We start from the raw sequence: 26,883 nt of genomic DNA, 5'->3' as shown, positions 1-26,883 counted from the left end.
TTTATTACAACTTTTACTGTTATTGACGGTAATAAAACCGTTCTGGTTAATTGAGCCAGAACGGACGGGTTTTATTTTTGCTAAAGAACTTATTTATCAACTTCAATCACACTAAATTCAGGACTGTCTCCCCAGTTTCTTTCTTCAGCCACTTTATTGGTGATTAAAATGTCAATGTCATCGAGCATGCAAATCTTACAAAATGCGAACTGATCGAATTTACTGGAGTCGGCCAGCAGAATTTTCTTGCCGGAAACCTGTAGCATCACCTGCTTTAAGCGGGCGTTAATTTCACTGCCGTCACGAATGCCATTTTCCAGATTCAGTCCCTGACAGGAGAAAAAGAAAGTATTGATCTGAAAGTTACGAATCGCGCTTTCCGCCACCGGGCCGTGGAAATCCTCGTGGCGTTCAGAGTATTCACCTCCGCAGCCAATAATACGCACTTTATCGCGGCAGGCCAGCGCCTGGATGATTTTGAGCGAGTTGGTTACGACGGTGATATCAATATCCGGGATCTGTCGTGCCAGGAACCAGCAGGTGCTGCTGTTATCCAGCTGGATGCAGTCGCCGGGTTGAATAAACTGCAGCGCAGCCTTGGCCAGTTTCATCTTGATATCGGGATGTTCTTCCGTTCTTTTGCGTAACGATTCTGCCCAATCAATAGTATCCGCTTTGTAGAAAGCATTCTGCACGGGCCGGGTGCGGTCATCATAGTCATCAAGTGACACTGCGCCGCCAAAGCTGCGAATCAGTTTCTTGTTACGTTCCAGCAGATTTAAATCGCGGCGGATAGTTTCCTGCGAAACGCTGCACATAGCCGACAGTTCAGCAACCAGCGCGGAGCCATTCTGTTGCACATAGCTACAAATCATCTTATAACGCTCAGCCTGTAACATAAATAGCCCGATTCCATTGCTTATCACATGGCCTAATATTCATACTTTTCAGTTATTTTTAAAGTGACTGATTTCAAGAAACCTGATCGCTGGGTTTTTCATATACCATAACGTGATAAATATCACAATACATTGATGTTTTTATTTATTTTTTGCATTTTAATGTGATTTTTATCACTTAAAAGCGGGCGTTATTGCAGATAAAAATTCATTAACAGCTTTAAATCAACATAAACGGTCAAGTCATAAATGCCCGTTTTTGACCAAATTCGACCGTTTTCGTTTGTTTGGCTAATTTTGCCATTCCCACAGGCTTTTCGCCGCGGAGTATTAGACGTAACGTAATAAACCATTCACTCCTTCTTAATTGATGAAATGAATATTTGCAGCGATTTATTCGTCATCTGCAAATAAGTTTTTTATTACGTGAGGTTAAACTATGCTGCAGAAATTAAAACAACAGGTATTTGAAGCAAACCTATTATTACCCGCCCACAAGCTGGTTACCTTTACCTGGGGAAACGTCAGCGGAATCGATCGTAAATGCGGTCTGGTGGTGATTAAACCTTCCGGCGTGGATTATAAAGATATGCGGCCGGAAGATATGGTGGTGGTCGATCTGCAAACCGGGAAAGTGGTAGAGGGTGATAAAAAACCCTCTTCCGATACCGCGACGCATCTGGTGCTGTATCGTGCCTTTGAGCATATCGGCGGCGTGGTACATACTCATTCTCGCCACGCGACGATCTGGGCGCAGGCCGGTCAGCCGCTGAAGGCGCTGGGCACCACTCACGCCGATTATTTCTATGGCACGATTCCCTGCACCCGGCTGATGCGCGATGAGGAAATTAACGGTCAGTATGAGCATGAAACCGGGAATGTCATTGTGGAAACGGTGAATCAGCAGGGGATTAGCGCGAAGGATATCCCTGCGGTGCTGGTCAACGGCCACGGTCCCTTTGCCTGGGGCATCGATGCGGATAATGCCGTGCATAATGCCGTAGTGCTGGAAGAGATCGCCTATATGAATCTGTTCACCCGTCAGCTACAGCCCGGCGTTGACAGTATGCAGCAGACGCTGCTGGATAAACACTTCCTGCGTAAGCACGGGGTGAATGCGTATTACGGGCAATAATCGCGTTCTACTCAGGAAGAGAGAATTTATTCGTTCTGGTATGGTGGATCGGCCATGCCAGTTTTATGTAATGTGGATTTGACCCTATATATCCAGACGCTTTTTCTCCCTTACGGTTGCGATAACTTCCTGCGTATATATTCCCGTGGTGAGCGCTACCCCAGCGCACGGTAGGGATGATGCTCGTTGTAATGACTGAACGCCACCGCCAGATTCACCTGCGCCGACCGACTTTGCGCTTTCGGCTGTGAGTTCAACCGATGGATGCAACACACTCATTGAACCGCTCTGCGGGTGATTCATAGTCTGGTGTTTTTCGTGGCCTCTCGTTGAGCTGCCTGGTGATTAGAAGTGAGATAAATGAACAGGGATAAGCGAGATAATTGTGGGATTCTGTGGTTGTCCCGGGGATTTAGGTAATGGTGCCAACTTACTGATTTAGTGTACGATGGTGTTTTTGAGGTGCTCCCGTGGCTTCCATCTCCATCAGTTGTCCCTCCTGCTCAGCTACTGAAGGCGTGGTGCGTAACGGTAAAAGTACTGCCGGACATCAGCGCTATCTCTGCTCTCACTGCCGTAAAACATGGCAGCTACAGTTCACTTACACCGCCTCTCAGCCCGGTACACACCAGAAAATCATTGATATGGCCATGAATGGTGTTGGATGCCGGGCAACCGCCCGCATTATGGGCGTTGGCCTCAACACGATTTTACGTCACTTAAAAAACTCAGGCCGCAGTCGGTAACCTCGCGCATACAGCCGGGCAGTGATGTGATTGTCTGCGCTGAAATGGACGAACAGTGGGGCTACGTCGGTGCTAAATCACGTCAGCGCTGGCTGTTTTACGCGTATGACAGGATACGGAGGACGGTTGTGGCGCACGTCTTCGGTGAACGCACTCTGGCCACACTGGAGCGTCTTCTGAGCCTGCTGTCGGCCTTTGAGGTCGTGGTATGGATGACGGATGGCTGGCCGCTGTATGAATCCCGCCTGAAGGGAAAGCTGCACGTAATCAGCAAGCGTTACACTCAGCGAATTGAGCTGCATAACCTGAATCTGAGACAACATCTGGCAAGGCTGGGACGGAAGTCACTGTCGTTCTCAAAATCGGTGGAGCTGCATGACAAGGTCATCGGGCATTATCTGAACATAAAACACTATCAGTAAGTTGGAGTCATTACCCGGCCAGCCTTAGCCGTAGCTAAGGATAATCGCGAAAATATACTACGGCAGAGGCTTAACGTCAGTATTTCTACTGCTGAGCATAAGCGGTGGTCACGAATGCCGCGAGGCGGCATGGAGGCGCCATCAGGTGGTAAACAGAATACTGATGGTGAGTGGCGCCGGGACCCGGCGTAGCCGGAAATGCAGCTTCAATATTCGGGTTAAGAATGCCGAGCAGTGCGCAGGCATTCCGGGAATGCGCCAGAGGCGCATAGAGGCGCCCTCAGAAGTTGACCAGAGCACGGTTGTTAATGGCGCCGTAGCCCGGCGCAGCCGGTTACGCTGTTGACAGGTTCCACCAATCCATCCCTTCGCCCTGCTAAGCCATAACCCGCTGATAGCCATGATGTGGTTTCATTAAGCCCTTTTAACTCCGGTGAGCGGGCTGTACGGCGCTTGCGACGTACAGGGCGTGATTTCCGGAGCCGTGGTGCCGGCGAAGCCGGTGCCCGGGGGCTGTACTGAGAACCTGCCGCGATGTTACTGGCAGCAACTTAAATGTTTAGTTACATCATCCAGCATTTAAAGCGATGTTGTTTCGGGCCTTTGGCCCGGGGCGGCCTCGCTTTTCAGTGCCGGGAGGGGCTGGATGGTGGGTTTTTGCTCTGATTATGCTGTTCAAAATTCTGGATGTTGTAACTATTTGCACTGAAGGGGCCCGGCGCTGTGCGACGGGAGGTACTTCTGGTGTTTCCGAACCGGCGCGGACGTAAGTCCGCTGCAAGGGCGGGCCTTATATCATTTACTCACAGCGTTTCAGAGGATAAAGGATCTCCCTGCAGGCTTGCGATGCAGGGGATTAATAAAGGGGGGTTAGATTATTTTCCGGGTTTGCTGATATCTGTTTGTGAAAAGCTTTACTTATTTGTTTGCGGAAATGTGTGGATAACTCAGTCCTGTCGTCAATATGAACGCTCCTGCGACCGTAAAAATGGGAGAACACAGGGAGATTATGAAGAAAAAGCGATGGACTGCCGAAAAATGGGCGAACGGAACCAGCACCACAAGCCCCGTAAGGGGCTGGCGACAGAAAATTAACGGGGGCTGATATCGCTAGTGTGGTGGTGGAGCAGCCAGCGACAGCTCCAGCTGGTACAGATGTTTAATGGCCAGTCTCCTCAGATGGTCATCAGAGCACTGGTAAGCCTCATCTGCAGGAAGAGTCCTTTTGAGGAAGAGCGTCATCTCGTAAATTTGCCGGTCCTGTGGCAGCCTGGCCAGCCGGTTGGCGCGTTTACGCGCCGCACCTTTCTCCCGGCGATATTTCAGTGCTTCATGGCTGCGCTGCAGGTACCAGCGCTTTCTGGCAGCATGGACAGAAATATCTTCATCTTCCCCCAGAATACCTTCCTCGATGAGCCGGCGACGTTCTTCACTCTCACGCAGCCGCTTCATCTGCTGTTCCTGTAGCTTCATCAGGTCCACGCCCAGCATCTGCCAGCCGGTGGTGGTTATCCAGACGTATTTGGGCAGCCGCTTACGGGACTCACGGTCCCAGGAGGTTTCTTCTGACACACCCAGCGTGCCAAAGCGCACCTGCTCAGAAATAAGGCAGGAAAGACGGGAGACGGTGACTTCCGTTTCGGGTATGACATTCCCCTTTGCGTCCTTTGGGCTGAGTTCTCTGGCCAGCCTGGACACACACATGCCCACAGTATGTTTGCCGGCATCGCAGAAACTGATCAGCATCGGCCACAGGGCATCAAGCAGTCGTTGTTTTTCCGGACGAAAGGCGTACTTACGCCCAGCACGCTGCCGTTCGCGGACATAAAAAGGGTGCAGGGACATATGCATGCGCAGACTGTACTGCCCTGTCGCCGGATCTTTCTTCACCAGACGGTTATAGGCATGACCAAGCTGTCCACCCAGCGCTTTATAGTGCGCAGGACGGAACCAGGACGGATTTTCGCATTTGGGTTTAGTGGAGTGTTCGCCACGGCGGCGACGTGTACGCTTCTTCTCTGGCGTAACCAGAAAAGAGGATGTATCGCCCTCATCAACACGCTCCCAGAAACGGATCTGGTCTTCGGTCGACAGCTGACTCCAGTGTTGCGGATTGTGCCTTTCAGTCACTTCTTCCTGTACTTACAATGCACGGAAGGAGTAATGGGCACAGAAACAGGTATTGAACTTTTCTGAGCATAAAACTATACTCCCTGCATAGCCTGATTGATGGCTATACAGTTTAAGTAGGCCCCGGTAATCTCCTGACCCGCCAAGATTAGAGAGATTATCGGGGTTTTTGCTTTTCTGGCTCCGGGTAGACACCTCATCAGAACCAGTTCCCTGCCACCTTACGGCGTGGCCAGCCAAAAATTCTTTAAGCGATCAGTAATCTAGCATCGAAAAATGAAACACTCAAGAAAGTAAGCCCATTAGCCTAATTTTCTTTTCTGCGCTTCACGCTCGATAAGAGTAGTCAATACTTCAGCCTGAGTTAGCCCATCCTGCTCACACATACTCAAAAGGTATCCTTTAAGTTGTGGATCAAGAAAAACTTTAACCTCTTTGAGCAATGCTCTCTTGCGAGCGACTGACTGCCTTTGCTTTTCTGCATCAGTAAGAGGATTACCTTTTCTATACTGACGCTTTACTTTCGATGAGGAAGTTACTGCACCTTCAACCTGCGACATCTCTGCCTCCTCAAAGATCAAATAAGGATCTTTGCAGAGAATACTACAGATTCAGGAAATCAGCGACTTACTTTATGAACGTAACCCGCGTTGGCGCACGGTTTACGTCTGAGGATCGTGCACTACAGGGTCAGTACGTCTGTATCCAGTCCGTTCCCTGCGCCCAGCGGGATGTCCAGTGGTTCAGGTATTTCTGCGCGACTACCGGGTCATCCCAGACGACAAGCACGTTTTCTGAATTCGAACGGTCTGCTGCCCGAGAATAATTAAACGATCCCACTTCGGTGTGGCGGCCGTCGCTCACGATCACTTTGTCGTGCAGAATTTTGTACGCACTGACGGTACGTACCGGAATGCCGGCACCGACCAGCAAGTTCATTGCCGCCCTGCTGGCGTTGTTGTTTTTGCCGGTATTGGCTTTCCAGTCCAGCACAACTTTCACATCCACTCCACGGCGTTTTGCGTTGACAAGGGCGCTGACCACCTCCGGAGATGTGAAGGAATAGCCCATCAGACGGATTTCCTGCTGTGCGGTCTCAATTGTCTTAAGAACCAGCTGCAGAGCAGTACCTTCCGGAGAAAAACCAGTTTCAATGGCAGCGGCGTAAGTGATGGGGACTGGTGCACACATTGCCAGACCGAGCAGGCCGGGCAGAAGCCATCGGTGCACAGGTATTTTGTGAGTTATTTGCATGGTATTTCCTTCGCGGGATGTATTCAGAAACGCCGGAATCGGGGGAAACTCGCTTTTCCCCGATTGCCGGGGTTGGACAACGACGCCCTGCGGAGGCGTCAGGCCTTTGTGGTATTACGGAACCAGTAGCAGACAGGTCCGTCGCGGGTATCATGGACCGAGCCCAGGAACCAGCCATCATTATCCGGCGGTTCCGGCAGCCAGCCGCGCGCATCTGGTGCCTCGTCAGTGAATCCGGCAGCAAAGGCTTCAGGCGCCTCGTCGCGCATGGTCATCACGAAGCACTCCAGCCCGTGGGTTCTCAGCCAGTAGCGAAGTTCTGCCGGGGTTTCACAGCCGCTGCGGGTCAGTGCAGGATGCGCCCAGTATCCGTGCTCATCACGGTTTACATCGACGGGTACAATCATTTTCCGTCCACCCTGAGTTCAGTATGCGCTGCGGGGGCATCTGTTCCGGAAGCGGACATTTCGTCACCACACTGCTGATATGCCGCCACTTTCGCCAGAAAGGCCTCACGAAAGCAGTTAACCGGAAGCCGGTCCATCTGAACGTTCCATATCACCCACGCTAGGCCGGTGATGACATACATTGATGTCAGCGCCCCCGCAGCCCACCTGACCACACGGTCTGCCGGACACTCCCTGATTTGTTCCACTATCTCCCCGGCCACGTCGGGTATCAGCCAGAAAACAAGCCAGACCGTCATCAGAACAGCGGCCGGCAGATACCTGATGCTGAACACCAGAAAACGGGCTGTCCCGTGCCACCACACCTGCAGTTGGCGGCGGATAACATCATCGTCCAGCAGTACCTCCCATACCAGCTGCGCCTTCTCATGCGCCTTCATTCTGGCCACAACGACACGTCTGCCATTGCGGATGGTGACCTCCCGCGAGTCAGCAAGCTGGCGAACCCGGTCAGTCTCACGGGTGTACAGCGCCAGCCCGCCCCAGCTCAGCGCCATCAGCACAACAACGTAATTAAAAAACCACAAACCGGACCAGGTACCGAACGGCGAGAAAGCGGTCGTCAGAAATATCGCCAGTGGGACACTGTACGAAACACACAGCACCTGCTGCGCGGTGCGAAGACGGAAATAGCTGAAGAAACTCATGACTTACCCTCCGCTACCCACTCCGGATAGCCATTGCCGCTGTCACAACGCAGCGTTTTCCTGTCGACCGTAATGACGTAGCCCGGCGAGTACTGTTTTTCACCGTCGCTGCAACGTCTGTCTTCTTTCAGGTTGTTTGACCTGATGACCTCCGCCAGAATCTGGCGCAACAGCACGTTAGTCGTTACCTGTTCCCCTTGCTGGCTCAGATAATCAGGTTGTAGAGTGCTGCCGAATGGCGGGCCCACATATTGAGTCTTTGGAGTACTGTCAAATCCTGCAAATGCCAGACCGCCAGACATCAGCAATGCGACAGCAGCTGAGAGAATGATTTTCTTGTTTTTCATGATGATTTCCTTTCAGTCGTGAATTTTTGAACAAAGAGACAGGCTTTCTGGTAAGCCAGCCAGATAAGAGGGGGCCCTGACATCAGCGCGCAGGTTTTAAGACTGGCCCCTTCCGCCTGGAAGCTGCGTAAAGACAGATATCCCGTCAGCCAGACAAGAGCCGCGACACAAATCAGGGCGCCATATTTAAGAGCGCACATACATACTCCTTTGTTTATGTGGGAAATCGGAAGCTGATGTCAGTGCAGACTGACCATCAGCGCGATGAGTAACAGATGCAGGGCATACCCCGGCGCAAACCAGCGTCCGGCCTGCAGACGTCGTCCGGAAGCCGGTACCAGCCCGTGAACACAGAACAGCACCGTCAGCGTCAGAATCACGCCGGAAAGCATCATCACATCCCCGTGACGGGCGTTAAGCAGGGCAATCAGCAGCAGCCAGATGGCAAACATGGCGGACCGCAGCGTGTCCCTGACCTGCCAGACCAGCAGCGCCCCGGCGAGCATCAGCAGACCGGATATGCCGTAGCTGGCAGAACTGAGCGGCAGATACCCCACCAGGGCCGCGAAGGCGGCAATGCCACTGAGTACAGTCGTGTTCTGCAGGAACCGGGTCATCTGCATAACCACCGCAAAAGTGAACAGGATATTGAGTTGCCACCAGACCAGTCCCGCGTCCCGGAAGGCCAGCCAGTAACCTGGCTGGGCCAGGAGCGCCATCAGCCACAGACGGTTCAGGCTTCGTTGCCTGATGGATTTACCTGTCAGGTTGCACCCGCTGACCAGTGCAAACAGGGGGAATGCACAGCGCCCGACCATGTTCAGCAGTGGCAGGTCAGCCTGAAAGGCGGTGGCGAGGTGGTCCCCCGCCATCGCCAGAAATGCCACTGTCCGGATGACATCGCGCTGAAGCGCGGAGAAGGTCAGGACCGGTCTGATGTGATGTACGGCAACGGGGTCCGGATTCATGTGGTCCCCTCCGGACGCTGTGCACACAGATGCTCCCTGACGCACTCCGCCAACTGCTGTTCGTCATCACCCCGCAGCAACGGGATTCCCGCCTGCTTCAGTACTTCCTCCAGCAACAGGTCCCGGCGCTGGCGTTTCGGTGCCTGATGGGTACGGTCGTCAAGCTCCACCGCTGCCACGATACGCCCGTCACGGTCCGTGATAACCACATCGCAGTGCCACTGTGAGACCAGGCGGAACAGCTGCCACCATTCCCGACTGCCGGACTTCCGGTCGGGGGCCACGCGGACAATATCGGCCACCCGAACCTGCGGACACAGACGCCACTGGCGGGTATCTGTCACCCTGTCGAGACGACGCAGAAAGCGCTGTTCCCGCACCGTCATCAGACGTCCGGCACTGACAAATGATGGCCTGGCACACAACAACTGCTCCGCCGTCCCCGGACGCATTCCCCGCGCCCGCAGGGCCTGCAGCAGGGGATGGCTGGCCCGGCCGGCCTGCCGGAACAGCACCACAAAACCGGCCAGCAGAATGACAATAATAACAATCGCAATAACCATACTTTTTATCTCCATTAATCAGTCCCCACCGAGCGTTTTTTCCAGCTCAATGGCTTTCTCCGGTACATTCACCACCCATTCACGTTCGGTCCGCTCCATCTGTTCGCGGACCTGCTGGCGGGGTCCCCGGCCTTCCGCCACGGCTTCCCGGACAGCCTCATCCAGTTCCCGGGTATCCCGGTCTGTGCCGTCCCGCAGACGGCGTTCGTCACGGGCTGACAGCAGCGGGTCAGACCTGTCGCTCTCTGTACGCGGCACAGCCGGCAACAGTTCCTGCCGGGCCTGCTCCGCCAGCGCCCGGGCCGCTTTTTCCTGCGTCTCTGCCAGCTTCTGCTGCTCGTCCGCAGGCAGCGTAATGGGGTCTTCCGCTTTCGCCGCCGCTTCAGCCTCCGCCACACTGCGCACCGTCCGGGCCACCTCATCAGGCTCCGTGATACGTCCCTCGGTCAGGCGGGCTGCATTGAGCAGCTTTTCTTCACCGTGCAGGCGTATCACCACCCCGCTCTCAGGGTTCTCCTGTGCCAGACGCAGCGCCGTCTGTGCATCATCAGCAATGAGTGTCTGTCCGTTACGGCTGGCCTGCAGGCCGGCGAACTGCGCATCCTCCCCGCCACGCAGCCGGGATTCTTCACTGAGCACCACGCGCATCCCGTCGTCCTCTATGCGGATTTCGGTCAGCAGCGCTCCGGCCTCTTTCCCGTGACGGGTCCAGACCGGCAGGGCCACATACGGTGACGGGTATTTTTTGCCGGCAGCAATGAAGCGGGCCATTGTCTCGCCCTCCAGGCCGTTTTCTGCCAGTACCCGGCGGCCCAGAGCGGTTTTATCCAGCGGGGAGGCGGTGGCCAGCAGGCGGTTACCGGTGTCGGATTCGTGGTCGCTTTTCTGGTGCAGCAGGTCGTGGGCGGTTTGTCCGGCATTTGAGTGCCGGGCATCGGCCCGCCAGCCCGCCAGGTTGTCGGTGTAGACCTGCATATGCTCTTTTGCGCGTGACAGCGTCACGTAGGTGGATTCCAGAGACGCCATTCGTTTCCTGCCGCCTTCCGTACCGGTCAGGGCAATGGCAAAGCGCTCGCTGGCACCCTGCACGCCATACACCGTCAGGGCGTAAGCGAGGTCAATATGACGGTCCTCCGTCATCGCCTGCGGGTCGACGATTTTCTCCTGGTCTCCCTGGCGGAACCGGATGGCACCATCATCAGTGAAACCTGCCACTTCCCACAGGCTGTTGGCCACATAGCCGCGGTCGGTGTCCGAGCGGGTAAAGCGTACCCGGTCTCCCTGGCTGAGCGTCAGGTCGCGGGGCGTGAAGAGGGAAATATCCTGCGACGTGTTCTGCTGGGGAGAAATCAGCACCGATTCCCCGTCGGCATTCCGCAGCGTGACCACGGCGTCCTCCGTGTTCACGTCCGCTACCGTCCAGTAACGCTCATTCATCATGGCCACCGCGCCTGTGTACGCGGCGAACGTTTCGACGGCCCGCAGAACGTTATCCGGTACCCGCAGCGGCTCCAGCACGGTGAACGTGCGCTCCTCTGCGCCGGTATCGCCTTTCTCACGCCGGGCGGCATGGATGGCCTCATTGATGGCATGACGGTCGGCGTTCAGCTCTGCCACAACCAGCGTCTGCTGCTGCGCCTCCCGGGTACGGCCCATCCAGTCGTCCCGGATGGCTTCAATGATGTCGGTGCGCACCAGGGCCAGCTGTTCCACAGACTGCGCCTGCTGTCCGGAAGCCACAAGATACCCCTGCTCCGGGTCCTTTTTCGGCGCACGGATTTCCATCACGGAATTTTCGGGCACCCAGGCTCCTTCCTGACGCGGAACCTGCTGTGGGGTGACGTCATCCACCTGATGCAGGGACAGCGCCACCTGACCGGCAATGATGCTCTCAATCGCCGGACGCAGCGCTGGGGTCTGGCGGACAATCTCCTGCATCACCACCGTATCGATGGCGCTGCGCTGCTGCACCAGGCGAAACGGCAGACCGGTGGAGATGGCCTGCAGCTGCGCGGTATCCCCGCTGGAGACCATCCGTCCGCCGCCGGCAGCAACCAGCTGGTAGAGTTCTGCCATATCGCGGTTGCCCACCATCGAGCTCTCATCGGTCAGGAACAGGACATTACGAAAGTCCGGTGTTTCACCGCCCTGAATGGCCAGCCGGGTTTCACTGAGGAAACTGGCGAGCGTGCGCGCGTCCACCCCGGCCTCACGCATCTCATGCACCGCCCTGTGTGTCGGTCCCAGACCAATGACCTGCGGGCGTACGGACTCAGACAGGGTGTTCAGAGCCCCCATCACCGCCCGGAACTGGGTCGTTTTCCCCACCCCGGCGTACCCCTGAATGGCCATAAAGCGGTCGGTGTTCTCCAGCACCGTCCGCGTGGCCTCCCGCTGACCTGCTGTCAGGCCCGCCAGGACCGAGGCAGGCGTCAGCGCCATCAGGGGCTGTACAGCTTCCTTACCCTCAGCAATATGGCGGATGATGGTCTTTTCCATCTCATACGCCACACGCGGGACCAGGACGCGGTTTCCCGCCCCGGCAACCGAATCCAGCTTAATCAGTGCCCCGCTGTCCACCTGGCGGGCGATTTCAGCCCGGACCGCCGCCAGCGGCTGGCCAGACTTCACCGCCTCGGCCAGCAGGTTAAGTTCACCGAGATGGACCAGCCCCTGCTGGGCGCGCGGGATGGCCAGACTCACCGCCTGCTCCGCATCCGACATCAGACGGTCCCGGCTGGCCTGTATGGCGGTATCCAGATTTGCCTCACCGGTCGACTGGCGAACCTGGTCACTGGCCAGGCGCACCGCAGACACACTTTCCACTTTGCGCGCAGCCTGCTCAGGCGCAAGCGGCGTATAAATCCGGATGTCGCTGCCACTCTGCGCCAGCGCGTTCAGGGTCTGTTTATTCAGGCCTCGCGGACCGACTGCAGCCAGTACCGTGCGCGACGCGCTGGTACCGGCCCCGGTCCCTTCCACATAGTCATGGGCCAGCTTCACAGCCCGGTCTGTGGGCAGACGCAGTTCCCGGTCGCCGCTGCGCAGCCGTACCGCGCCCTCTTCCAGCCCCGCCACTGTAAACTGTTCTTTCGCTTTGATGGCCCCCTTCAGCTCCCGCCCCAGTGCCATGACGCGGTCCCCTTCAGAAACCGCCAGTGTCCGGCTGCGGTACAAACTCCAGCTGCCGTCCAGTTGGGGTCGGTTCCGGCTGAGGGCGAAATGACACCCTAAGCTTTCGGTTCCTTGGGCCAAAGATATTCGCCAGTCAGTAGAATGTGCGCCCAGCCCAATGGGGATATGTGGGGAAGAAATTCAGGGGGAACATCCAACCCTTCGTTCCGCCGCTCCGTGACGGCATGACCAAGATGGACGGTATTCCAGTAAATGATCACCGCAGTCAATAAATTGAGCCCAGCGATTCGGTAGTGCTGCCCCTCTGTCGTGCGATCGCGAATTTCCCCCTGCCTCCCGATACGGAGCGCATTTTTGAGCGCATGGTGGGCCTCTCCCTTGTTAAGACCGATCTGAGCACGCCGCTGCATGTCCGTATCCAGGATCCACTCAATAATGAAAAGGGTCCGTTCAATACGACCAACTTCACGAAGCGCAACTGCAAGGTTGTTTTGTCGTGGGTAAGAAGCGAGCTTGCGCAGGAGTTGGCTGGGCCTGATTTTGCCAGCGGTCATCGTCGCGGCACAACGGAAAATATCAGGCCAGTTCGCAACGATAAGATCCTCCCGGGCTTTTCCACCTACCAACTTGCGTAACTCCCTGGGGGTCGTATCGGGATTAAATACGTACAACCGCTTCGATGGCAGATCCCTGATTCGCAGAACGAGATTGTAGCCGAGCAGGCTACTGGCTCCGAACAAATGGTCGGTGAATCCTGCTGTATCGGCATACTGTTCGCGAACATGGCGACCGACCTCGTTCATCAGTAGTCCATCGAGAATATACGGTGCCTCGCTCACGGTCGCCGGGATCGACTGACAAGCGAATGGCGCGAACTGGTCGCTTACGTGAGTATACGCTTTGAGGCCGGGAACAGAACCATATTTGGCATTGACCATGTTCATGGCTTCGCCATGCCGCGCTGTCGGGAAAAACTGACCATCGCTCGATGCTGACGTGCCCATCCCCCAGACGCGTGACATCGGCAGTTTACCCTGCGCGGCCACCACAATTGCCAATGCCTGGTTCATGGCTTCGCTTTCAACATGCCAGCGGGCAAGGCGTGAGAGCTGCCAGTAATCATGCGTGTTTGTAGCTTCCGCCATCTTACGCAGGCCCAGATTGAGCCCTTCAGCGAGCAGGACGTTGAGCAGACCGATCCGGTCGCGACATGGAGCCCCGGTTCTCAGATGGGTAAACGCATCTGTGAAACCAAGGGCTGCATCAACTTCAAGCAGCATGTCGGTAATCCGAACGGACGGCATTCGGCGATACAGATCCAGTATGAGTGCCTCGGCACCATCCGGCACGTCTGCTGTCAACCTGTCGATCCGCAACGTTCCATCTTCTATGCTACCGTGCGGAATAGTGCCGTTACGGGCAGCCCGGGCCAGCCGCTTAAGAGCGATCGTGAGTCGCGCCTTTCTGTCTGCCAGCCAATCCTGTGGGTTGGAAGGCACGGCCAGTTTTGCATTTTCCTGCGCCGCGATCATCGGCACCAGTACCTGCTTGAGGTCACCATAGCGGCGCGAATGAGCGAGCCAGACATCTCCGGAACGAAAAGCATCCCGGAGGTGAAAGAGTACCGCCACTTCCCAAAGACGGGTATCTCCTTTTTCCTGAGCTCGTAAATTGTAATGGCTCAATAGTAATGTCCGCCTGTGGCTCAATTCAGATGTCCGCGCTATGGTAAGCTTCACTGGTCCGTTTAAACTACCGGGAGGCATATCATGAGCGCAGAAAGCTCAGGAGTGTTTACTTTGAAAGAGATCAACCGGATCAAGATTATACAGGACGTCATTGAACGTCGCATCACAACGCGCCGTGCGGCCGAGCACCTCGGTATCAGCGACAGGCAATGCCGCAGACTTCTTGCCCGTTACCGTGAAGGCGGACCGCTTGGTATGGCCAGCAGACGATGTGGCATGCGTGGTAACCGCCAGTTGCCACCCGGGCTCGCAGATCAGGCTCTGGAACTGATCAAGACGCGTTATGCTGATTTCGGTCCGACTCTGGCGCGTGAAAAGCTCGAAGAACTCCACGGACTGTTTCTTGGCAAAGAAACTGTCCGGCGCATCATGGTGCGGGCTGGCTTATGGGTTCCCCGTAAACAACGTGCCGCAAGGATCCCTCAACCACGGTACCGGCGTCCGTGTACTGGTGAGCTGATACAAATAGATGGCTGTGATCACGACTGGTTTGAAGGCCGTGGCCCGGCCTGCACCGCGCTGGTCTATGTTGATGATGCAACCAGCAAACTGATGGAACTGTTGTTTGTTAAATCGGAGTCCACGTTTTCTTACTTCGAAGCCACGCGGCGCTATATCGATAAGCATGGTAAACCGCTGGCACTGTACAGCGATAAAGCCGGTGTTTTTCGTGTTAACAATAAACACGCCACAGGCGGAGACGGGCATACTCAGTTTGGGCGAGCCATGCATGAACTGAACATCCAGACTATCTGTGCAGAAACCAGTCCCGCCAAAGGGCGTGTAGAACGAGCTCACCTCACTTTACAGGATCGTCTGGTCAAAGAGCTGCGGTTACAGGGCATTTGTTCAATGGAGGCTGCAAATGACTTCGCTGAGGCCTATATGGCTGACTATAACCGCCGTTTTGGCAAAGTACCGCGACATGATTTTGACGTACACCGTGCTGTAGAACATGATGAGGACCTGGGGCTTATTTTCACTGTTCGTGAAAAACGTAAAGTCTCAAAATCGTTGACGATACAATATGATAAAATGTTGTACCTGATTGAAGACAGCGAACTGAGTCGCCGTGCAATAGGTAAATATATCGATGTGTATCACTATCCTGATGGCAGAAAAGAGCTGCGCCTGAACGGTACGCTACTTCCCTACTCTACCTACGACCGACTGTCAGAAATCGACCAGGGCGCGATTGTCGATAACAAGCGTCTTGGCCGAACCCTGGAGTTTATCAGTCTGGTGCAGAGCAAGCGGGATAACACGCGCTCTCAGTCAATTCCCGCTGGAGATGGCCCTTCCCGACGACGGCCAAAGCAGGAAGGGAAGAAATCCCAGCGCTCACTGGATAATGATGACATGCTCGAAGCACTCAAACAGCTTCAGTCACGTTCAGAGGACATTTTTGGTAAAAGAGCCCGCTGATGGTACTCACTGGCCGGACAGTGGTTGCTCACCAGTTGATATTGTCCGGCCAGACCCATGATGTATTATTCATTTCGTTCAGCATCTTTATGTCCTGCTTTTCACGGGCATACTTACCCCATAATGAATGAAAAGAACGAACAATACTGATTAACTGCTTTTTTCTTTGCTCCGGAGATAGGCTGATAAAATAGCAGCACCTGCTGTCAATATTATCCTCAATGAAATTAAAATCAGAGTCTGATGCATATTTTACTGTTAGCATAATATCATTCGACGTTGTTCTCTCAGACTCTGTTAATGCTGATTCTATCAGGTATTCAAAGGCATACATGACAGACAGCTGGTTTTTGTCTGTCTGAATATAACCCATTGAGTTTCTGAGTATTGAGGACTGTACCAGGACCAGAGGCCATAAAAGCTCAACACCATAAAGCTTATATGTATCATGTTGATCATACTGATGTTGCTCAACACGACGATTACCTTCCCGTGCTTTACGAATATCATAGGCAAGGGATAACATAAATCCGTCTTTAACTTTAATCAGTGGGCTTTCATCCACGATGTAATGAATGAGTTCATGTAATTCATTCAGGGCTTCTGAATCTCCCCACAGTATAAAACCTGCATTGTTCGGCGTTAACTCGTATCGAAGCATGGGCTCAATCATCCTGTTGTTTCAGTCGGAGGAAAGTCTATCAGTAAAGAGAATGAGAGATCAAAGTGGTCATTTTAATTGAGCTGGATAACGGACATTTCAATTGAGCCTTGACATAAATGACGGTTCCATTTGGAGCTGGGCCGCAGGAAACGCCTTTCTGGCGATGCAACACCTTTCATCTCTCCGATCGACAAAGCTGCTGCTACCAATGGTCCGGCGACCGGCGCGGCTTCGAGCTTCAGACAGCGCAACATGCGGGGCGCATAACGACGAAAGCGATGGTATCCCTGCCCGACATATGCAAGAGGCTCATCGGCTAGCGTGTTGCTGAGTTGAGTCCCTGTCGCTACCAGTTGAGCGAGCCGGTCCCATGCAACCGAACTGGCGACAGCCATCTCCAGCGGGGTTCCGTCACTGCGGGCCTCAAGCAACGAAGCTCCCAGCGCGGTGAAGGTACGGATCGTATCCGTGAGTGTGGCTTTAGAGCCGGAAATTGTTTCGTCATGCTGGCGCTTCGCTTCCCGCCAGGTTTTTCCTACGATCCTGTCATGGGTTTCGACTATGGCATCAGCAATCGCCGCTTCCCACTCCACAACACAGACGGCAAGGATCGCCCAGCGGCGGTCCGAAGTGATGTCACGCAAACCGTCGGTGAAGTAGCGTTCACCCTGCCGACGCAGCCGGGCAATGCGATGGGCAGGTATGCTGGCCAAAGCACTATGATTGATATTCAGGGTACGCAGAAATTCGAGCCTGTCGAGCAAACGGTTAGCAGCAGCCGAGTTGTTACCAACCTCGAAGTTGCGAAGCCAGATGAAACGACTGATATTGCCGGCGAGCATTTCACTCAGAAGTTTGTCCAGGTGATCGCGAACATCCGCTGTTAAATTTTCCGCAATCCGCGTTTCAATCCGCCGCTCAGCGGCGACCAGAGCATCCGCGCACAAGCGCTCGATTGTCGATACTGCGGGCAGAATGGTGGAAGTTTCCCGACACCGCACAATAAAACGATGAGCAAGATCCTCGTTTGATCTGGCATCTTCGGCCTGGCCGAAAGTCCACTCCCGCAGATCACGGGCACCACGGCCCGTGAAGGTCTTGTAGCCGTAAATTTCGCGCAGCGTGTCCATGTGCTGCTGACGGGTTTGGCGCCGTGTGGCATAAGTGAGAAGCGCATCAGCCGGAACTCCAAGCTGAGCACCGACGAAGGAAAGGACTTCACGCGGGATCATCTCACCAGGAGCCAGTGCACGGCCCGGATATCGTAAGGCACAAAGTTGCAGGGCAAAGCCAATCCTGTTTTCCGGTCTGCGGCGCTGCCTAATGTTTTCCAGGTCATCATCGCCCAGCGTGTAGAACTTCAGTAGCGACAGTTCGTCCGTGGGCAGATCGAACAGCGCTGCTCGCTGCCGTTCGGTGAAAATATGGCGTCGTGACATACAAATTCGTCCCTTTTGAAGTATAGTCTGTTTTGGACAACAGCCAGCCCATATAAATCAGGGCGTTCCGATACAAAAATCCAGGAGGGTTCAATTGGGACATCGTGCCGCCATTTACTGCCGGGTTTCAACAGCGGATCAGTCTTGTGAACGCCAGGAATTTGATCTGCGAGCCTTCGCCGGCCGTGCCGGCTACGACGTGGTGGGAATATTTAAGGAAACAGGTTCAGGAACTAAACTCGACCGGGCCGAGCGAAAGAAAGTCCTGGCGCTTGCCCAGTCCAGACAAATTGATGCAATCCTGGTCACTGAGCTTTCCCGGTGGGGGCGCTCGACGCTCGATCTGCTCAATACGCTACGTGAACTGGAGAACTGGAAGGTTTCCGTGATAGCCATGAATGGAATGGCGTTCGATCTTTCGTCGCCGTATGGACGAATGCTGGCGACGTTTCTTTCCGGCATTGCGGAGTTTGAGCGGGATCTCATCAGCGAGCGGGTCAAGTCAGGCCTTGCTGTTGCGAAGGCACGTGGTAAGAGGCTTGGTCGTCAGGCCGGAGTGCGACCAAAATCAGACCGACTTTTGCCTAAGGTGGTTGCGATGAGGGCCGAGGGACGCAGCTATCGCTGGATCGCACGCGAGCTCGGTATCAGCAAGAATACCGTCGCTGACATCGTGCAACGACACAGAGCTAACGCTTAGGGTGTCATTTCGCCCTCAGCCGGAACCGACCCCTACTTCTCAACAGTGAACGAATAAGCTCTGATGCATGGATGGTCCCAAGCTTCAGTGAACCCGCCATTCGCATCATTTCATCCCATTGGGATTCTATTTTTGAAAGTTCAACACATCCCCGAGCCAGCTCATTCAGGGCACCATAATGGGCCATTTTATCTGCCCGCCAGAATATCGCCCCACCTGCATCGGCCAGACGAGGGGAAAACTGGTAGCCCAGTAGCCAGAACAGGCCAAAAATGATATCGCTGGATCCTGCCGTGTCCGTCATAATTTCTACCGGATTCAGCCCGGTCTGCTGCTCCAGAAGGGGACCTCTCAGAAAACGGAATCTATGGTCACTCCCGTTTTTGCAACACCGATTTTGACGACAAGTTGGCTTGCTTGAATCTATCCGGCGTCTGAATGGGATTTTATTCCCGCGCCTCGATGAGTTCCGCGCCTGATGAACCTCCAGAAAATATACGGCTTCAATGAGCCTTTCCGTTTTACAGGTTCCTCAACAGGCCGGTGGGCCGTTAGTATCATCAATATCAGTATTCGCAAAACCAGATGAATGATTGTTTAAACTGGTGTATTTCTGCCTTTATGCTTCGTAAGTTTGCTGTCGCGCCGTCAGTGCCCAGGCTATTCTGGCCAGCTTGTTTGCCAGAGCACAGGTGACGACAAAGTTGCTTTTCCGACACAACAACTCCCTGACCCAGTCGGCCAACTTGCCAGACTGGTGTTCCAGTTTTTGTATGAATACCCTGGCACACTGAACCAACAAAGTTCGGATCTTTTTGTTGCCCCGCTTGCTAATCCCTAACAATGTCGTCCGACCTCCCGTGCTGTACTGTCGGGGTACCAGCCCTGTTGCCGCCGCAAAGTCACGGCTGCTGGCGTACTGCTTCCCGTCGCCAATCTCAGTTGAAATAGTACTGGCAGTCAGCGTTCCAACGCAGGGAATACTCAGCAAGCGCTGTCCAACCTCATCTTCGTCCAACTTTCGTTTCAACTGAGATTCCAGATCTTTAATCTGCTCAACAAGATAGTGATAATGCTGTTGTAATTTCAGCAGTAACTGGCTGAGATAAAGAGGCAAACTACTGTCCTCAAGAAGGGTACTCAGTCGACTAATAACGGCAGCACCTCGCGGAACGCTGATACCAAATTCCAGCAGAAAAGCATGCATCTGATTAGTTGTTTTCACCTTATCCTGAACCAGGGATTCACGGACACGATGCAGAGCTCGCATTGCCTGCTGAGATTCGGTTCTGGGCTGCACGAAACGCATAGATGGACGTGATGCTGCTTCACAGATAGCTTCAGCATCAACGAAGTCATTTTTGTTGCTTTTAACGAATGGGCGGACAAATTGCGGTGATATCAGCTTTGGAAAATGCCCTAACTCTGCCAGCTTGCGTGCCATAAAGTGAGAACCGCCACAGGCTTCCATCGCGATGGTTGTTGCCGGGCATGTCGCCAGAAATTCGATTAGCTTTGGTCGGGTGAATTTTTTACGGTAAACGGCCTTCCCACGATGATCCTGACAATGAATATGGAAAGAGTTCTTACCCAGATCGATACCAATAAGCGCAATGTTTTCCATGATGGTTCTCCGAATGAAAGCCTGTCCTCAGCATAGTACTGGGAAGGAGGGAGTGACCATCTCATTAAATAAAGCACGTTAAGCCCATTGCAGACGCTAAATATTGACGAGGACGTCAGGTTTCTCTTGTTTGAGTTGCCTCTTGTGATAAGATAGTAATCAATTACTATCTTAAAAGGAGTGCTCGTGGACACCCATCCAAAGCATCTGCCGGCCGATGAGCGTCGTGCCGTAACTGTCGAGTCCGTCGTGGCACTTGCCGGTTCACAAAACCCAAGCGAGATAACCACTGCGGCTATCGCTAAACACATGAACTTGACCCAGGGTGCGCTGTTTCGGCACTTCCCGAACAAGGAAGCTATTTGGCAGGCGGTCATGGAGTGGGTAGCAGAGCGCCTATTAGCCAGAATCGATCGATCCGCACAAGGAATCGAGTCGCCCTTGGCAGCCATGGAGGCGATGTTCATGAGTCATATCGAATTTGTTGCTGAGCACCCAGGCGTGCCAAGAATGATGTTTGGTGAGCTTCAGCGTGCCGAATCGACACCGGCCAAGCGCATGGTGCAAACCTTGATTCAGCGCTACGGCGAACGTTTGGATCGTTTCATCGAGAAAGGCAAGGCCAGCGGCGAGCTGCCTCCCTCGCTTGACAACGAGGCAGCGGCAACGCTGTTCATTGGCACGATCCAGGGCTTGGTCATGCAATCGCTGTTGGCGGGTGATGTGGGACGTATGCACCGCGATGCGCCGCGCGTCTTTGCAATTTATCGGCGTGGCATAAGGAGTGCGCAATGAAAAAGTTATCCTTGCAAGGCCGCACCCTGGCGCTGCTTGCCGTCATCATTCCTTTGCTGGTGCTTTTTATTTATGTCGGTCTGCGATCAGGGCCGCTCGCCCCGGTCGCTGTGACGGTGGCAAGCGTTGAATCACGGGCTATCACACCGGCGCTGTTCGGCATCGGCACGGTGGAGGCGCGCTACACCTACAAGATCGGGCCGACGTTTGCCGGGCGCGTCAAACGCCTGGAGGTGCATGTAGGCGACCAGGTCAAGGCCGGACAGGTGCTCGGCGAGATGGAGCCGGTCGACCTCGATGATCGGGTGCGCTCACAGGAGTCGGTATTCAAGCGGGCGGAAGCGGCTTTGCGCGAGGCAGAAGCCCGGCAAGCCTACGCGCAAACCCAGGTGCGCCGCTATGAGCAATTGTTTGCGGTGCGCTCGACCAGCGAGGAAATCGTCACCACCAAGCGGCAGGAACTGCAGATCGCCGATGCCGCCCTATCCGCCGCTCGGGAAGATATTGCCCGGGCACGCTCCGACCGCGAAGGACTCGTCGCGCAGCGGAGCAATCTGCGCCTGATCGCGCCGGTCGACGGTGTAGTCGCCGTGCGCGATGCCGATCCCGGCACGACCATCGTCGCGGGTCAGGCCGTGGTGGAGGTGATCGACCCCAAGAGTTTGTGGATCAATGTGCGCTTCGACCAGATCAGCGCATCGGGGCTGGCTGGGGGGCTGCCGACCCGTATCGTCCTTCGTTCGCGTGGTGGCCAGACCTTGAAAGGTCGCGTGCTGCGGGTGGAACTCAAGGCCGACGCGGTAACCGAGGAAACGCTTGCCAAGGTGACATTCGATAACAAACCAGAACCTTTGCCACCAGTGGGTGAACTGGCCGAAGTCACGGTTGACTTGCCGGCGCTCCCGGCCGCTCCACTGATCCCCAACGCTGCCGTCCAGCGTGAAGGCGATAAAGTTGGTGTCTGGCAAATCGTGGATGGTGAGCTGCATTTCTCCCCGGTCAAGCTCGGCACTTCCGACCTCAATGGTTACGTGCAGGTGCGCGAAGGGCTCAAGAATGGGGACCAGGTTGTGACCTATAGCGAAAAGGCACTGACGGCGCGCAGCCGCATCCATGTGGTCGAGCATATCCCGGGAGTTTCACGATGATCAGCCTGGCCGGCCGCGACATTCTCCATGCCTGGGGGAAATTCGTCTTCACCGGCATCGGTCTGGGTCTGCTGATCGGCGTCACCCTAGTCATGGCTGGGGTGTACCGAGGCATGGTGGACGACGGCAAGGCGTTGCTCGACAACAGTGGCGCTGACCTTTGGGTGGTGCAAAAGGATACTCTGGGTCCTTATGCGGAGTCGTCCAGCCTCAACGATGACGTGTATCGCGCCATTCTCGCCATGCCGGGAGTCTCACAGGCAGCGAACGCGACCTACCTGACCATGCAGGTACGCAAGGGCGAGAGTGATGTACGCACCATGGTGGTCGGCATCGCGCCCGGTGCGTTGGGGGCTACACCCGGATGGCCTCCTTATCTCGTCGCTGGACGCCAGATCACGCGCGGTCACTACGAGGCTGTGGCCGACATCGCCACCGGCTTCAAACTGGGAGATCGTCTTGCCATTCGCCGCAATCATTACACCGTCGTGGGGCTGACACGGCGCATGGTGTCGTCCAGCGGCGACCCGATGGTATTCATTCCGCTCAAAGATGCCCAGGAGGCCCAGTTCCTCAAGGACAACGATGCCATCTGGCAAAGCCGGCGTCGCACCGAAGCCAACCCGGTCTTCAATCGACCCGGTGATCCAGGTTTGCTGGATGCCGTGATTGCTTCACAGAGCAGCAACGCGTTCGTCAATGCCGTGCTGGTCACTCTGAAACCTGGTCATGCGCCGGACGAGGTTGCCGAATCCATCCAGCGCTGGAAGCGTTTGACGGTCTACACCCGGGCACAGATGGAAGACATCCTCGTCGGCAAGCTGATCGCCACCTCGGCCAAGCAGATCGGCATGTTCCTTGTGATTCTGGCCATCGTTAGCGCGGCCATCGTTGCCTTCATCATCTATTCGCTGACGATGGACAAAATCCGTGAGATCGCGGTGTTGAAGCTCATCGGCACACGCAACCGAACCATCGCCGTGATGATCATGCAGCAGGCGCTCGCCCTGGGCGTGATTGGCTTCGTGGTCGGCAAGATCACAGCCACCTTTTCAGCACCGGCTTTTCCAAAATATGTCCTGCTCACGCCAATGGATTCTGTCGCCGGTTTTTTTGCCGTGCTCGTGATCTGCGTTCTAGCTAGCCTCGTCGCCATTCGCATGGCACTCAAGGTCGATCCGGCCGAAGCCATTGGAGGTTGAGATGAGTGGCAAAGGGATACACATCGAAAGTTTAAGCAAGCGGTATGGCGATGGTGACACCGCTGTCTTTGCCTTGAGAGACGTGAATATGCATGTTGCGCCTGGTGAAGTGGTGGGACTGATCGGCCCTTCCGGGTCCGGCAAGAGCACGCTGCTCAAGTGTCTGGGTGCGGTGATCGAACCGACCGCCGGTCGCATGACGCTGGGCGATGAAGTGATCTACGCCGATGGCTGGAAAGTCCGCGACCTGCGCGCCTTACGGCGTGACAAGATCGGTTTCGTTTTCCAGGCGCCGTACCTGATTCCGTTTCTCGATGTCACCGACAACGTGGCGCTGCTGCCGATGCTTGCAGGCGTCGCGAATGGAGAGTCGCGCGCGAAGGCACTGGAATTGCTCACAGCGCTTGATGTGCAACACCGAGCTCGCGCAATGCCCTCGCAACTCTCCGGTGGCGAGCAGCAACGGGTCGCCATCGCGCGCGGACTGGTCAATCGTCCGCCGGTGATCCTGGCCGATGAACCCACTGCGCCGCTGGATTCCGAGCGCGCCATGGCTGTAATCCGCATCCTCAACGACATGGCCCGGAAGTTCGAGACCGCCATCATCGTCGTCACCCATGACGAAAAGATCATCCCCACATTCAAGCGCATCTACCACATCCGCGACGGCGTGACCCATGAGGAAGCTGGCGAAGGGCGGGAGTTCGAATGAGAGAACGATTGAATTACAGGAGAATTTCATGACCCACCGCAAACACAGCCACGCATTTGGAACTATCACCCTGACCGTTACGGCCTGCCTGCTTTTATGGGGTTTTCAGTTGCCAGCTTGGGCTGGTGACGCTACCCAGGTTGAGCCACTGGCGCTACGCAAGATCATGCAGGAACTCGGGCGCAACATGCAGGCTATTACCGGTGCGATTTCGCAGGAGGAATGGGTTCAGGTCGTTCAGCTCGCCCCAAAAGTTGCTGCACACCCCGAGCCACCGCTTACTGAAAAAATGCGCATCCTTGCTTACCTCGGCGCTGATGCGACCAAGTTCAGAAACTTTGACGCGCAGACTCACGAGGCGGCGCTGGCCATGAAGCTGGCTGCTGCGAGCAGCGACGGCAAGGCGGTGATCCAATCATTCGCCCACGTGCAGGAAAGCTGCTTGGGCTGCCACCAAGCTTTCCGTAAACCTTTCGTGGAGCATTTTTATGGAGCACGCTAAAACATGCCAGCGCCCCATCAGCCTCGAAAGACGGCTTGCGGCAACTTACCTGGTAGCTGGTCTGGTCACCGCCGGTCTGGCCGGCTGCGCCGCCGGCCCTGATTTTCAGCGTCCCACCGCACCCGATGTGGCCTACACTGCAACACCGGTAGCTGATAGAACCGTGTCCGCTCCCACGCAGTTCGGCGAAACACAACGTCTAGTCGAAGGGCTTCCGATCGAAACGCAATGGTGGCAAAGCTTGGGTTCATCCGCACTCGACGGACTGATAAACGAAGCTTTCCATGTCAGCCCGACGCTGGCGAGCATCAGCGCCAATTTGCGACAGGCGCAGGAGCTTCTTGCCGCACAGGCGGGCTCGACGCAATATCCACAGGTAGATGTCGCACTGGGATCTCAGCGCCAGCAAATGAGTCCCAGTAGCCAAGGGTTGAGCGGAGACGCACGTCAATTCAGCCTCTACAACGCCAGCGTTGGCGTGCATTACAACCTCGATCTGGCTGGCGGCAACCGGCGCGCACTCGAAGCCTTGGCTGCTCGCGCCGACTACCGTCGCTTCGAACTGAATACTGCGCGCCTGGCCCTTGCCGGCAACATGGCAACCGCTGCCATTACCCGAGCACGCCTCGCCGCGCAACTAGAAGCCACTACTGCCATTTTGCGCGTGCAGGATGAGCAACTGCGCCTAGCCCATGAACGCGTGCGTATCGGTCAGGCCTCACCTGATGAAGCGTTGAGCCTACAAGCTCAGGCGGAGCAAACGCGGGCAGAACTGCCTGCGCTGCGTAAACAACTGCAACAAACCGAACATCTACTGGCGGTGCTAGCCGGTCGTGCCCCAGGCACGGGTGGCATCCCGGCCTTCACTCTGGCCGATTTCACTCTGCCCGTCGAGATGCCGCTCGTCGTGCCCTCAGAACTGGTGCGCCGCCGACCGGATATCCAGGCGTCAGAGGCGCTGTTGCATGCGGCCAATGCAGACTATGGTGTGGCTGTCGCCAAGCTCTACCCACAGATCAACCTGAGCGCCAACCTTGGCTCTCAAGCGCTGACCACCGGTGCCCTGTTCGGTGGTGGCTCGGCAGTGTGGGGCCTAGTTGCGCAGCTCACCCAGCCTCTTTTTAATCCAGGGCTACCCGCTGAAAAAAGAGCGGCGCTCGCCGCTTTTGATGCCGCCGCAGCCAATTACCAGAGCGTCGTATTGGAGTCTTTGCGTAACGTCGCCGATACCCTGCGCGGGGTGGAAAGCGATGCACAAACTTTGACTGCCCTCGCTGCCGCTGATATGGCTGCACAGGCCTCATTGCAGTCGGTCGAGCGGCAATACCGGCTGGGCGCGGCCAGCTACCTGCAACTGCTCATCGCGCAGCAACAGGCACAGTCAATCCGGATCAATATGGTTGCGGCCCAGGCACAACGCCTAGTCGATAGTGTTGCTTTATATCAGGCCCTGGGAGGTGGTGTCAGTTAAGGCTATACCCTAACTTGATGTCAGGCAGGGCCGCGCCGCTTCGTCAGAATAGAGTCTGCTTTCCCATTTTTTGACACATGCCCGCGAAGGTTATAGATTTCAGCCTGACAGAAATGGGCTTTGAGGCACAACGGAACAGAAAGTGCACTTAAGCCGCCTTCAACCAAGGAGACATCGTGCAGGGGCACCGCATCGGCTACGTCCGGGTCAGCAGCTTTGACCAGAACCCGGAACGCCAGCTGGAACAAACCCAGGTGAGCAAGGTGTTCACCGACAAGGCATCGGGCAAGGACACCCAGCGCCCCCAGCTCGAAGCGCTGCTGAGCTTCGTCCGCGAAGGCGATACAGTGGTGGTGCACAGCATGGATCGGCTGGCCCGCAACCTCGATGACCTGCGTCGCTTGGTACAGAAGCTGACTCAGCGCGGCGTGCGCATCGAGTTCCTGAAGGAGGGCCTGGTGTTCACTGGCGAGGACTCGCCGATGGCCAACCTGATGCTGTCGGTGATGGGGGCCTTCGCTGAGTTCGAGCGCGCCCTGATCCGCGAGCGGCAGCGTGAGGGCATCGCCTTGGCCAAGCAGCGTGGCGCGTACCGGGGCCGCAAGAAAGCCCTGTCCGATGAGCAGGCTGCTACCCTGCGGCAGCGAGCGACGGCCGGCGAGCCCAAGGCGCAGCTTGCCCGCGAGTTCAACATCAGCCGGGAAACCCTCTACCAGTACCTCCGCACGGACGACTGACAC

The 26,883-nt window shown here is 55.6% G+C and carries 24 protein-coding genes and 4 pseudogenes; 12 read left to right on the top strand and 16 right to left on the bottom strand.

The features are described 5' to 3' along the window. Nucleotides 1–89: 89 nt before the first annotated feature. Nucleotides 90–899 carry a DeoR/GlpR family DNA-binding transcription regulator gene (locus HV350_RS25875; protein WP_058670806.1) on the bottom strand — a complete coding sequence of 270 codons (810 nt, stop codon included), beginning with the start codon at nt 897–899 and terminating at the stop codon, nt 90–92. A gap of 439 nt (nt 900–1,338) precedes the next feature. On the opposite strand from HV350_RS25875, the gene araD reads away from it, so the two are divergent. The 3 genes from araD to HV350_RS25860 all read left to right on the top strand — a co-directional run bounded on the left by araD (nt 1,339) and on the right by HV350_RS25860 (nt 4,297). After that, nucleotides 1,339–2,034 (top strand): L-ribulose-5-phosphate 4-epimerase, encoded by a 696-nt coding sequence (araD, locus tag HV350_RS25870; RefSeq protein WP_058670805.1) that lies wholly within the window; start codon nt 1,339–1,341, stop codon nt 2,032–2,034. Nucleotides 2,035–2,504: 470 nt separating this feature from the next. Further along, a protein-coding gene (locus HV350_RS25865; RefSeq protein WP_230133463.1) for an IS1 family transposase occupies nt 2,505–3,202 on the top strand; the annotation gives its coding sequence in 2 pieces (ribosomal slippage) (nt 2,505–2,754 and nt 2,754–3,202; 699 coding nt in all). Between the two features lie 846 nt (nt 3,203–4,048). Beyond that, nucleotides 4,049–4,297: a hypothetical protein gene (locus HV350_RS25860; protein WP_127663654.1), complete on the top strand. Its 249-nt coding sequence runs from the start codon at nt 4,049–4,051 to the stop codon at nt 4,295–4,297. A 15-nt stretch (nt 4,298–4,312) separates the two neighbouring features. Here HV350_RS25860 and repA read toward each other — a convergent pair whose 3' ends face one another. The 11 genes and pseudogenes from repA to HV350_RS25805 all read right to left on the bottom strand — a co-directional run. Then, nucleotides 4,313–5,332 (bottom strand): plasmid replication initiator RepA, encoded by a 1,020-nt coding sequence (gene repA, locus HV350_RS25855; protein WP_071687460.1) that lies wholly within the window; start codon nt 5,330–5,332, stop codon nt 4,313–4,315. Beyond that, nucleotides 5,325–5,402: a RepA leader peptide Tap gene (gene tap, locus HV350_RS25850; RefSeq protein WP_071687510.1), complete on the bottom strand. Its 78-nt coding sequence runs from the start codon at nt 5,400–5,402 to the stop codon at nt 5,325–5,327. Before tap ends, repA begins: the two co-directional genes overlap by 8 nt. 232 nt (nt 5,403–5,634) lie before the next feature. Beyond that, on the bottom strand, nt 5,635–5,892 hold the full coding sequence (locus tag HV350_RS25845) for a replication regulatory protein RepA (RefSeq protein WP_071687461.1): 258 nt from the start codon (nt 5,890–5,892) through the stop codon (nt 5,635–5,637). Nucleotides 5,893–6,022: 130 nt separating this feature from the next. Next, on the bottom strand, nt 6,023–6,586 hold the full coding sequence (locus HV350_RS25840) for a phospholipase D family protein (RefSeq protein WP_071687462.1): 564 nt from the start codon (nt 6,584–6,586) through the stop codon (nt 6,023–6,025). 98 nt (nt 6,587–6,684) lie between these two features. Beyond that, nucleotides 6,685–6,993, bottom strand: a complete 309-nt coding sequence (locus HV350_RS25835; protein WP_071687463.1) for a hypothetical protein — start codon at nt 6,991–6,993, stop codon at nt 6,685–6,687. Next, nucleotides 6,990–7,700: a hypothetical protein gene (locus HV350_RS25830; RefSeq protein WP_071687464.1), complete on the bottom strand. Its 711-nt coding sequence runs from the start codon at nt 7,698–7,700 to the stop codon at nt 6,990–6,992. Before HV350_RS25830 ends, HV350_RS25835 begins: the two co-directional genes overlap by 4 nt. Continuing rightward, nucleotides 7,697–8,047, bottom strand: a complete 351-nt coding sequence (locus HV350_RS25825) for a hypothetical protein (RefSeq protein ID WP_071687465.1) — start codon at nt 8,045–8,047, stop codon at nt 7,697–7,699. The genes HV350_RS25830 and HV350_RS25825 overlap by 4 nt, the downstream gene beginning before the upstream one ends. Before the next feature lie 239 nt (nt 8,048–8,286). Continuing rightward, nucleotides 8,287–9,015 carry a type-F conjugative transfer system pilin acetylase TraX gene (gene traX / locus HV350_RS25820; protein WP_181630723.1) on the bottom strand — a complete coding sequence of 243 codons (729 nt, stop codon included), beginning with the start codon at nt 9,013–9,015 and terminating at the stop codon, nt 8,287–8,289. Continuing rightward, nucleotides 9,012–9,578 carry a DUF2726 domain-containing protein gene (locus HV350_RS25815; RefSeq protein WP_071687468.1) on the bottom strand — a complete coding sequence of 189 codons (567 nt, stop codon included), beginning with the start codon at nt 9,576–9,578 and terminating at the stop codon, nt 9,012–9,014. Before HV350_RS25815 ends, traX begins: the two co-directional genes overlap by 4 nt. Nucleotides 9,579–9,596: 18 nt before the next feature. Continuing rightward, nucleotides 9,597–12,776: pseudogene (locus HV350_RS25810) on the bottom strand (conjugative transfer relaxase/helicase TraI domain-containing protein); the annotation flags it as partial. Between the two features lie 32 nt (nt 12,777–12,808). Further along, nucleotides 12,809–14,356: pseudogene (locus tag HV350_RS25805) on the bottom strand (Tn3-like element Tn5403 family transposase); the annotation flags it as partial. Nucleotides 14,357–14,482: 126 nt separating this feature from the next. On the opposite strand from HV350_RS25805, the gene HV350_RS25800 reads away from it, so the two are divergent. After that, nucleotides 14,483–15,886 (top strand): ISNCY-like element ISKpn21 family transposase, encoded by a 1,404-nt coding sequence (locus tag HV350_RS25800; protein WP_001567368.1) that lies wholly within the window; start codon nt 14,483–14,485, stop codon nt 15,884–15,886. Nucleotides 15,887–15,914: 28 nt separating this feature from the next. Here the strand turns inward: HV350_RS25800 and HV350_RS25795 are convergent, their stop codons facing one another. Together HV350_RS25795 and HV350_RS25790 are read right to left on the bottom strand one after the other, a co-directional pair. Next, complete coding sequence (locus tag HV350_RS25795; RefSeq protein ID WP_001567369.1) at nt 15,915–16,547, bottom strand: hypothetical protein; 633 nt, start codon at nt 16,545–16,547, stop codon at nt 15,915–15,917. 197 nt (nt 16,548–16,744) lie between these two features. Beyond that, nucleotides 16,745–17,989, bottom strand: a pseudogene (locus tag HV350_RS25790) (Tn3-like element Tn5403 family transposase); the annotation flags it as partial. 94 nt (nt 17,990–18,083) lie between these two features. Between HV350_RS25790 and HV350_RS25785 the strand changes: the two are divergent. Then, nucleotides 18,084–18,689 carry a recombinase family protein gene (locus tag HV350_RS25785; RefSeq protein ID WP_000509966.1) on the top strand — a complete coding sequence of 202 codons (606 nt, stop codon included), beginning with the start codon at nt 18,084–18,086 and terminating at the stop codon, nt 18,687–18,689. A gap of 34 nt (nt 18,690–18,723) precedes the next feature. Here HV350_RS25785 and HV350_RS25780 read toward each other — a convergent pair. Continuing rightward, nucleotides 18,724–19,032: pseudogene (locus HV350_RS25780) on the bottom strand (Tn3 family transposase); the annotation flags it as partial. Between the two features lie 276 nt (nt 19,033–19,308). Beyond that, nucleotides 19,309–20,313: an IS110-like element IS5075 family transposase gene (locus HV350_RS25775; protein WP_000427614.1), complete on the bottom strand. Its 1,005-nt coding sequence runs from the start codon at nt 20,311–20,313 to the stop codon at nt 19,309–19,311. 186 nt (nt 20,314–20,499) lie between these two features. On the opposite strand from HV350_RS25775, the gene HV350_RS25770 reads away from it, so the two are divergent. The 7 genes from HV350_RS25770 (at nt 20,500) to HV350_RS25740 (ending at nt 26,880) form a co-directional block, all read left to right on the top strand. Next, on the top strand, nt 20,500–21,108 hold the full coding sequence (locus HV350_RS25770; RefSeq protein WP_181630721.1) for a TetR/AcrR family transcriptional regulator: 609 nt from the start codon (nt 20,500–20,502) through the stop codon (nt 21,106–21,108). Beyond that, nucleotides 21,105–22,256: an efflux RND transporter periplasmic adaptor subunit gene (locus HV350_RS25765; RefSeq protein WP_181630720.1), complete on the top strand. Its 1,152-nt coding sequence runs from the start codon at nt 21,105–21,107 to the stop codon at nt 22,254–22,256. Before HV350_RS25770 ends, HV350_RS25765 begins: the two co-directional genes overlap by 4 nt. Then, nucleotides 22,253–23,458 (top strand): ABC transporter permease, encoded by a 1,206-nt coding sequence (locus HV350_RS25760; protein WP_181630718.1) that lies wholly within the window; start codon nt 22,253–22,255, stop codon nt 23,456–23,458. The genes HV350_RS25765 and HV350_RS25760 overlap by 4 nt, the downstream gene beginning before the upstream one ends. Before the next feature lies 1 nt (nt 23,459). After that, nucleotides 23,460–24,170 (top strand): ABC transporter ATP-binding protein, encoded by a 711-nt coding sequence (locus tag HV350_RS25755; protein WP_004393997.1) that lies wholly within the window; start codon nt 23,460–23,462, stop codon nt 24,168–24,170. Nucleotides 24,171–24,198: 28 nt separating this feature from the next. Continuing rightward, nucleotides 24,199–24,672, top strand: coding sequence for a cytochrome c (locus tag HV350_RS25750; protein ID WP_003056106.1), 474 nt, complete (start codon nt 24,199–24,201; stop codon nt 24,670–24,672). Next, nucleotides 24,659–26,143 carry an efflux transporter outer membrane subunit gene (locus HV350_RS25745; RefSeq protein WP_181630717.1) on the top strand — a complete coding sequence of 495 codons (1,485 nt, stop codon included), beginning with the start codon at nt 24,659–24,661 and terminating at the stop codon, nt 26,141–26,143. Before HV350_RS25750 ends, HV350_RS25745 begins: the two co-directional genes overlap by 14 nt. 176 nt (nt 26,144–26,319) lie before the next feature. Continuing rightward, the gene (locus HV350_RS25740) at nt 26,320–26,880 is read left to right on the top strand and encodes a recombinase family protein (protein WP_001161490.1); all 561 of its coding nucleotides are present in this window, start codon (nt 26,320–26,322) and stop codon (nt 26,878–26,880) included. Nucleotides 26,881–26,883 lie beyond the last annotated feature (3 nt).

This window comes from Citrobacter sp. RHBSTW-01013 (assembly GCF_013781985.1).
GTDB lineage: Bacteria > Pseudomonadota > Gammaproteobacteria > Enterobacterales > Enterobacteriaceae > Citrobacter > Citrobacter braakii.
Note: the sequence above shows the minus strand (reverse complement) of the source record. Positions and strands in the feature narration are given on the sequence as shown.

What these genes read in the sequence shown, in the direction of transcription:
- araD (WP_058670805.1), top strand. Translation starts at nt 1,339, where the DNA reads ATGCTGCAGAAATTAAAACAACAGGTATTTGAAGCAAACCTATTATTA.
- HV350_RS25875 (WP_058670806.1), bottom strand. Translation starts at nt 899, where the DNA reads ATGTTACAGGCTGAGCGTTATAAGATGATTTGTAGCTATGTGCAACAG.
- HV350_RS25745 (WP_181630717.1), top strand. Translation starts at nt 24,659, where the DNA reads ATGGAGCACGCTAAAACATGCCAGCGCCCCATCAGCCTCGAAAGACGG.
- HV350_RS25860 (WP_127663654.1), top strand. Translation starts at nt 4,049, where the DNA reads ATGCAGGGGATTAATAAAGGGGGGTTAGATTATTTTCCGGGTTTGCTG.
- HV350_RS25840 (WP_071687462.1), bottom strand. Translation starts at nt 6,586, where the DNA reads ATGCAAATAACTCACAAAATACCTGTGCACCGATGGCTTCTGCCCGGC.
- HV350_RS25765 (WP_181630720.1), top strand. Translation starts at nt 21,105, where the DNA reads ATGAAAAAGTTATCCTTGCAAGGCCGCACCCTGGCGCTGCTTGCCGTC.
- HV350_RS25795 (WP_001567369.1), bottom strand. Translation starts at nt 16,547, where the DNA reads ATGCTTCGATACGAGTTAACGCCGAACAATGCAGGTTTTATACTGTGG.
- HV350_RS25830 (WP_071687464.1), bottom strand. Translation starts at nt 7,700, where the DNA reads ATGAGTTTCTTCAGCTATTTCCGTCTTCGCACCGCGCAGCAGGTGCTG.
- HV350_RS25825 (WP_071687465.1), bottom strand. Translation starts at nt 8,047, where the DNA reads ATGAAAAACAAGAAAATCATTCTCTCAGCTGCTGTCGCATTGCTGATG.
- HV350_RS25845 (WP_071687461.1), bottom strand. Translation starts at nt 5,892, where the DNA reads ATGTCGCAGGTTGAAGGTGCAGTAACTTCCTCATCGAAAGTAAAGCGT.
- HV350_RS25800 (WP_001567368.1), top strand. Translation starts at nt 14,483, where the DNA reads ATGAGCGCAGAAAGCTCAGGAGTGTTTACTTTGAAAGAGATCAACCGG.
- traX (WP_181630723.1), bottom strand. Translation starts at nt 9,015, where the DNA reads ATGAATCCGGACCCCGTTGCCGTACATCACATCAGACCGGTCCTGACC.
- HV350_RS25760 (WP_181630718.1), top strand. Translation starts at nt 22,253, where the DNA reads ATGATCAGCCTGGCCGGCCGCGACATTCTCCATGCCTGGGGGAAATTC.
- tap (WP_071687510.1), bottom strand. Translation starts at nt 5,402, where the DNA reads ATGCTCAGAAAAGTTCAATACCTGTTTCTGTGCCCATTACTCCTTCCG.
- HV350_RS25750 (WP_003056106.1), top strand. Translation starts at nt 24,199, where the DNA reads ATGACCCACCGCAAACACAGCCACGCATTTGGAACTATCACCCTGACC.
- HV350_RS25815 (WP_071687468.1), bottom strand. Translation starts at nt 9,578, where the DNA reads ATGGTTATTGCGATTGTTATTATTGTCATTCTGCTGGCCGGTTTTGTG.
- HV350_RS25775 (WP_000427614.1), bottom strand. Translation starts at nt 20,313, where the DNA reads ATGGAAAACATTGCGCTTATTGGTATCGATCTGGGTAAGAACTCTTTC.
- HV350_RS25755 (WP_004393997.1), top strand. Translation starts at nt 23,460, where the DNA reads ATGAGTGGCAAAGGGATACACATCGAAAGTTTAAGCAAGCGGTATGGC.
- HV350_RS25835 (WP_071687463.1), bottom strand. Translation starts at nt 6,993, where the DNA reads ATGATTGTACCCGTCGATGTAAACCGTGATGAGCACGGATACTGGGCG.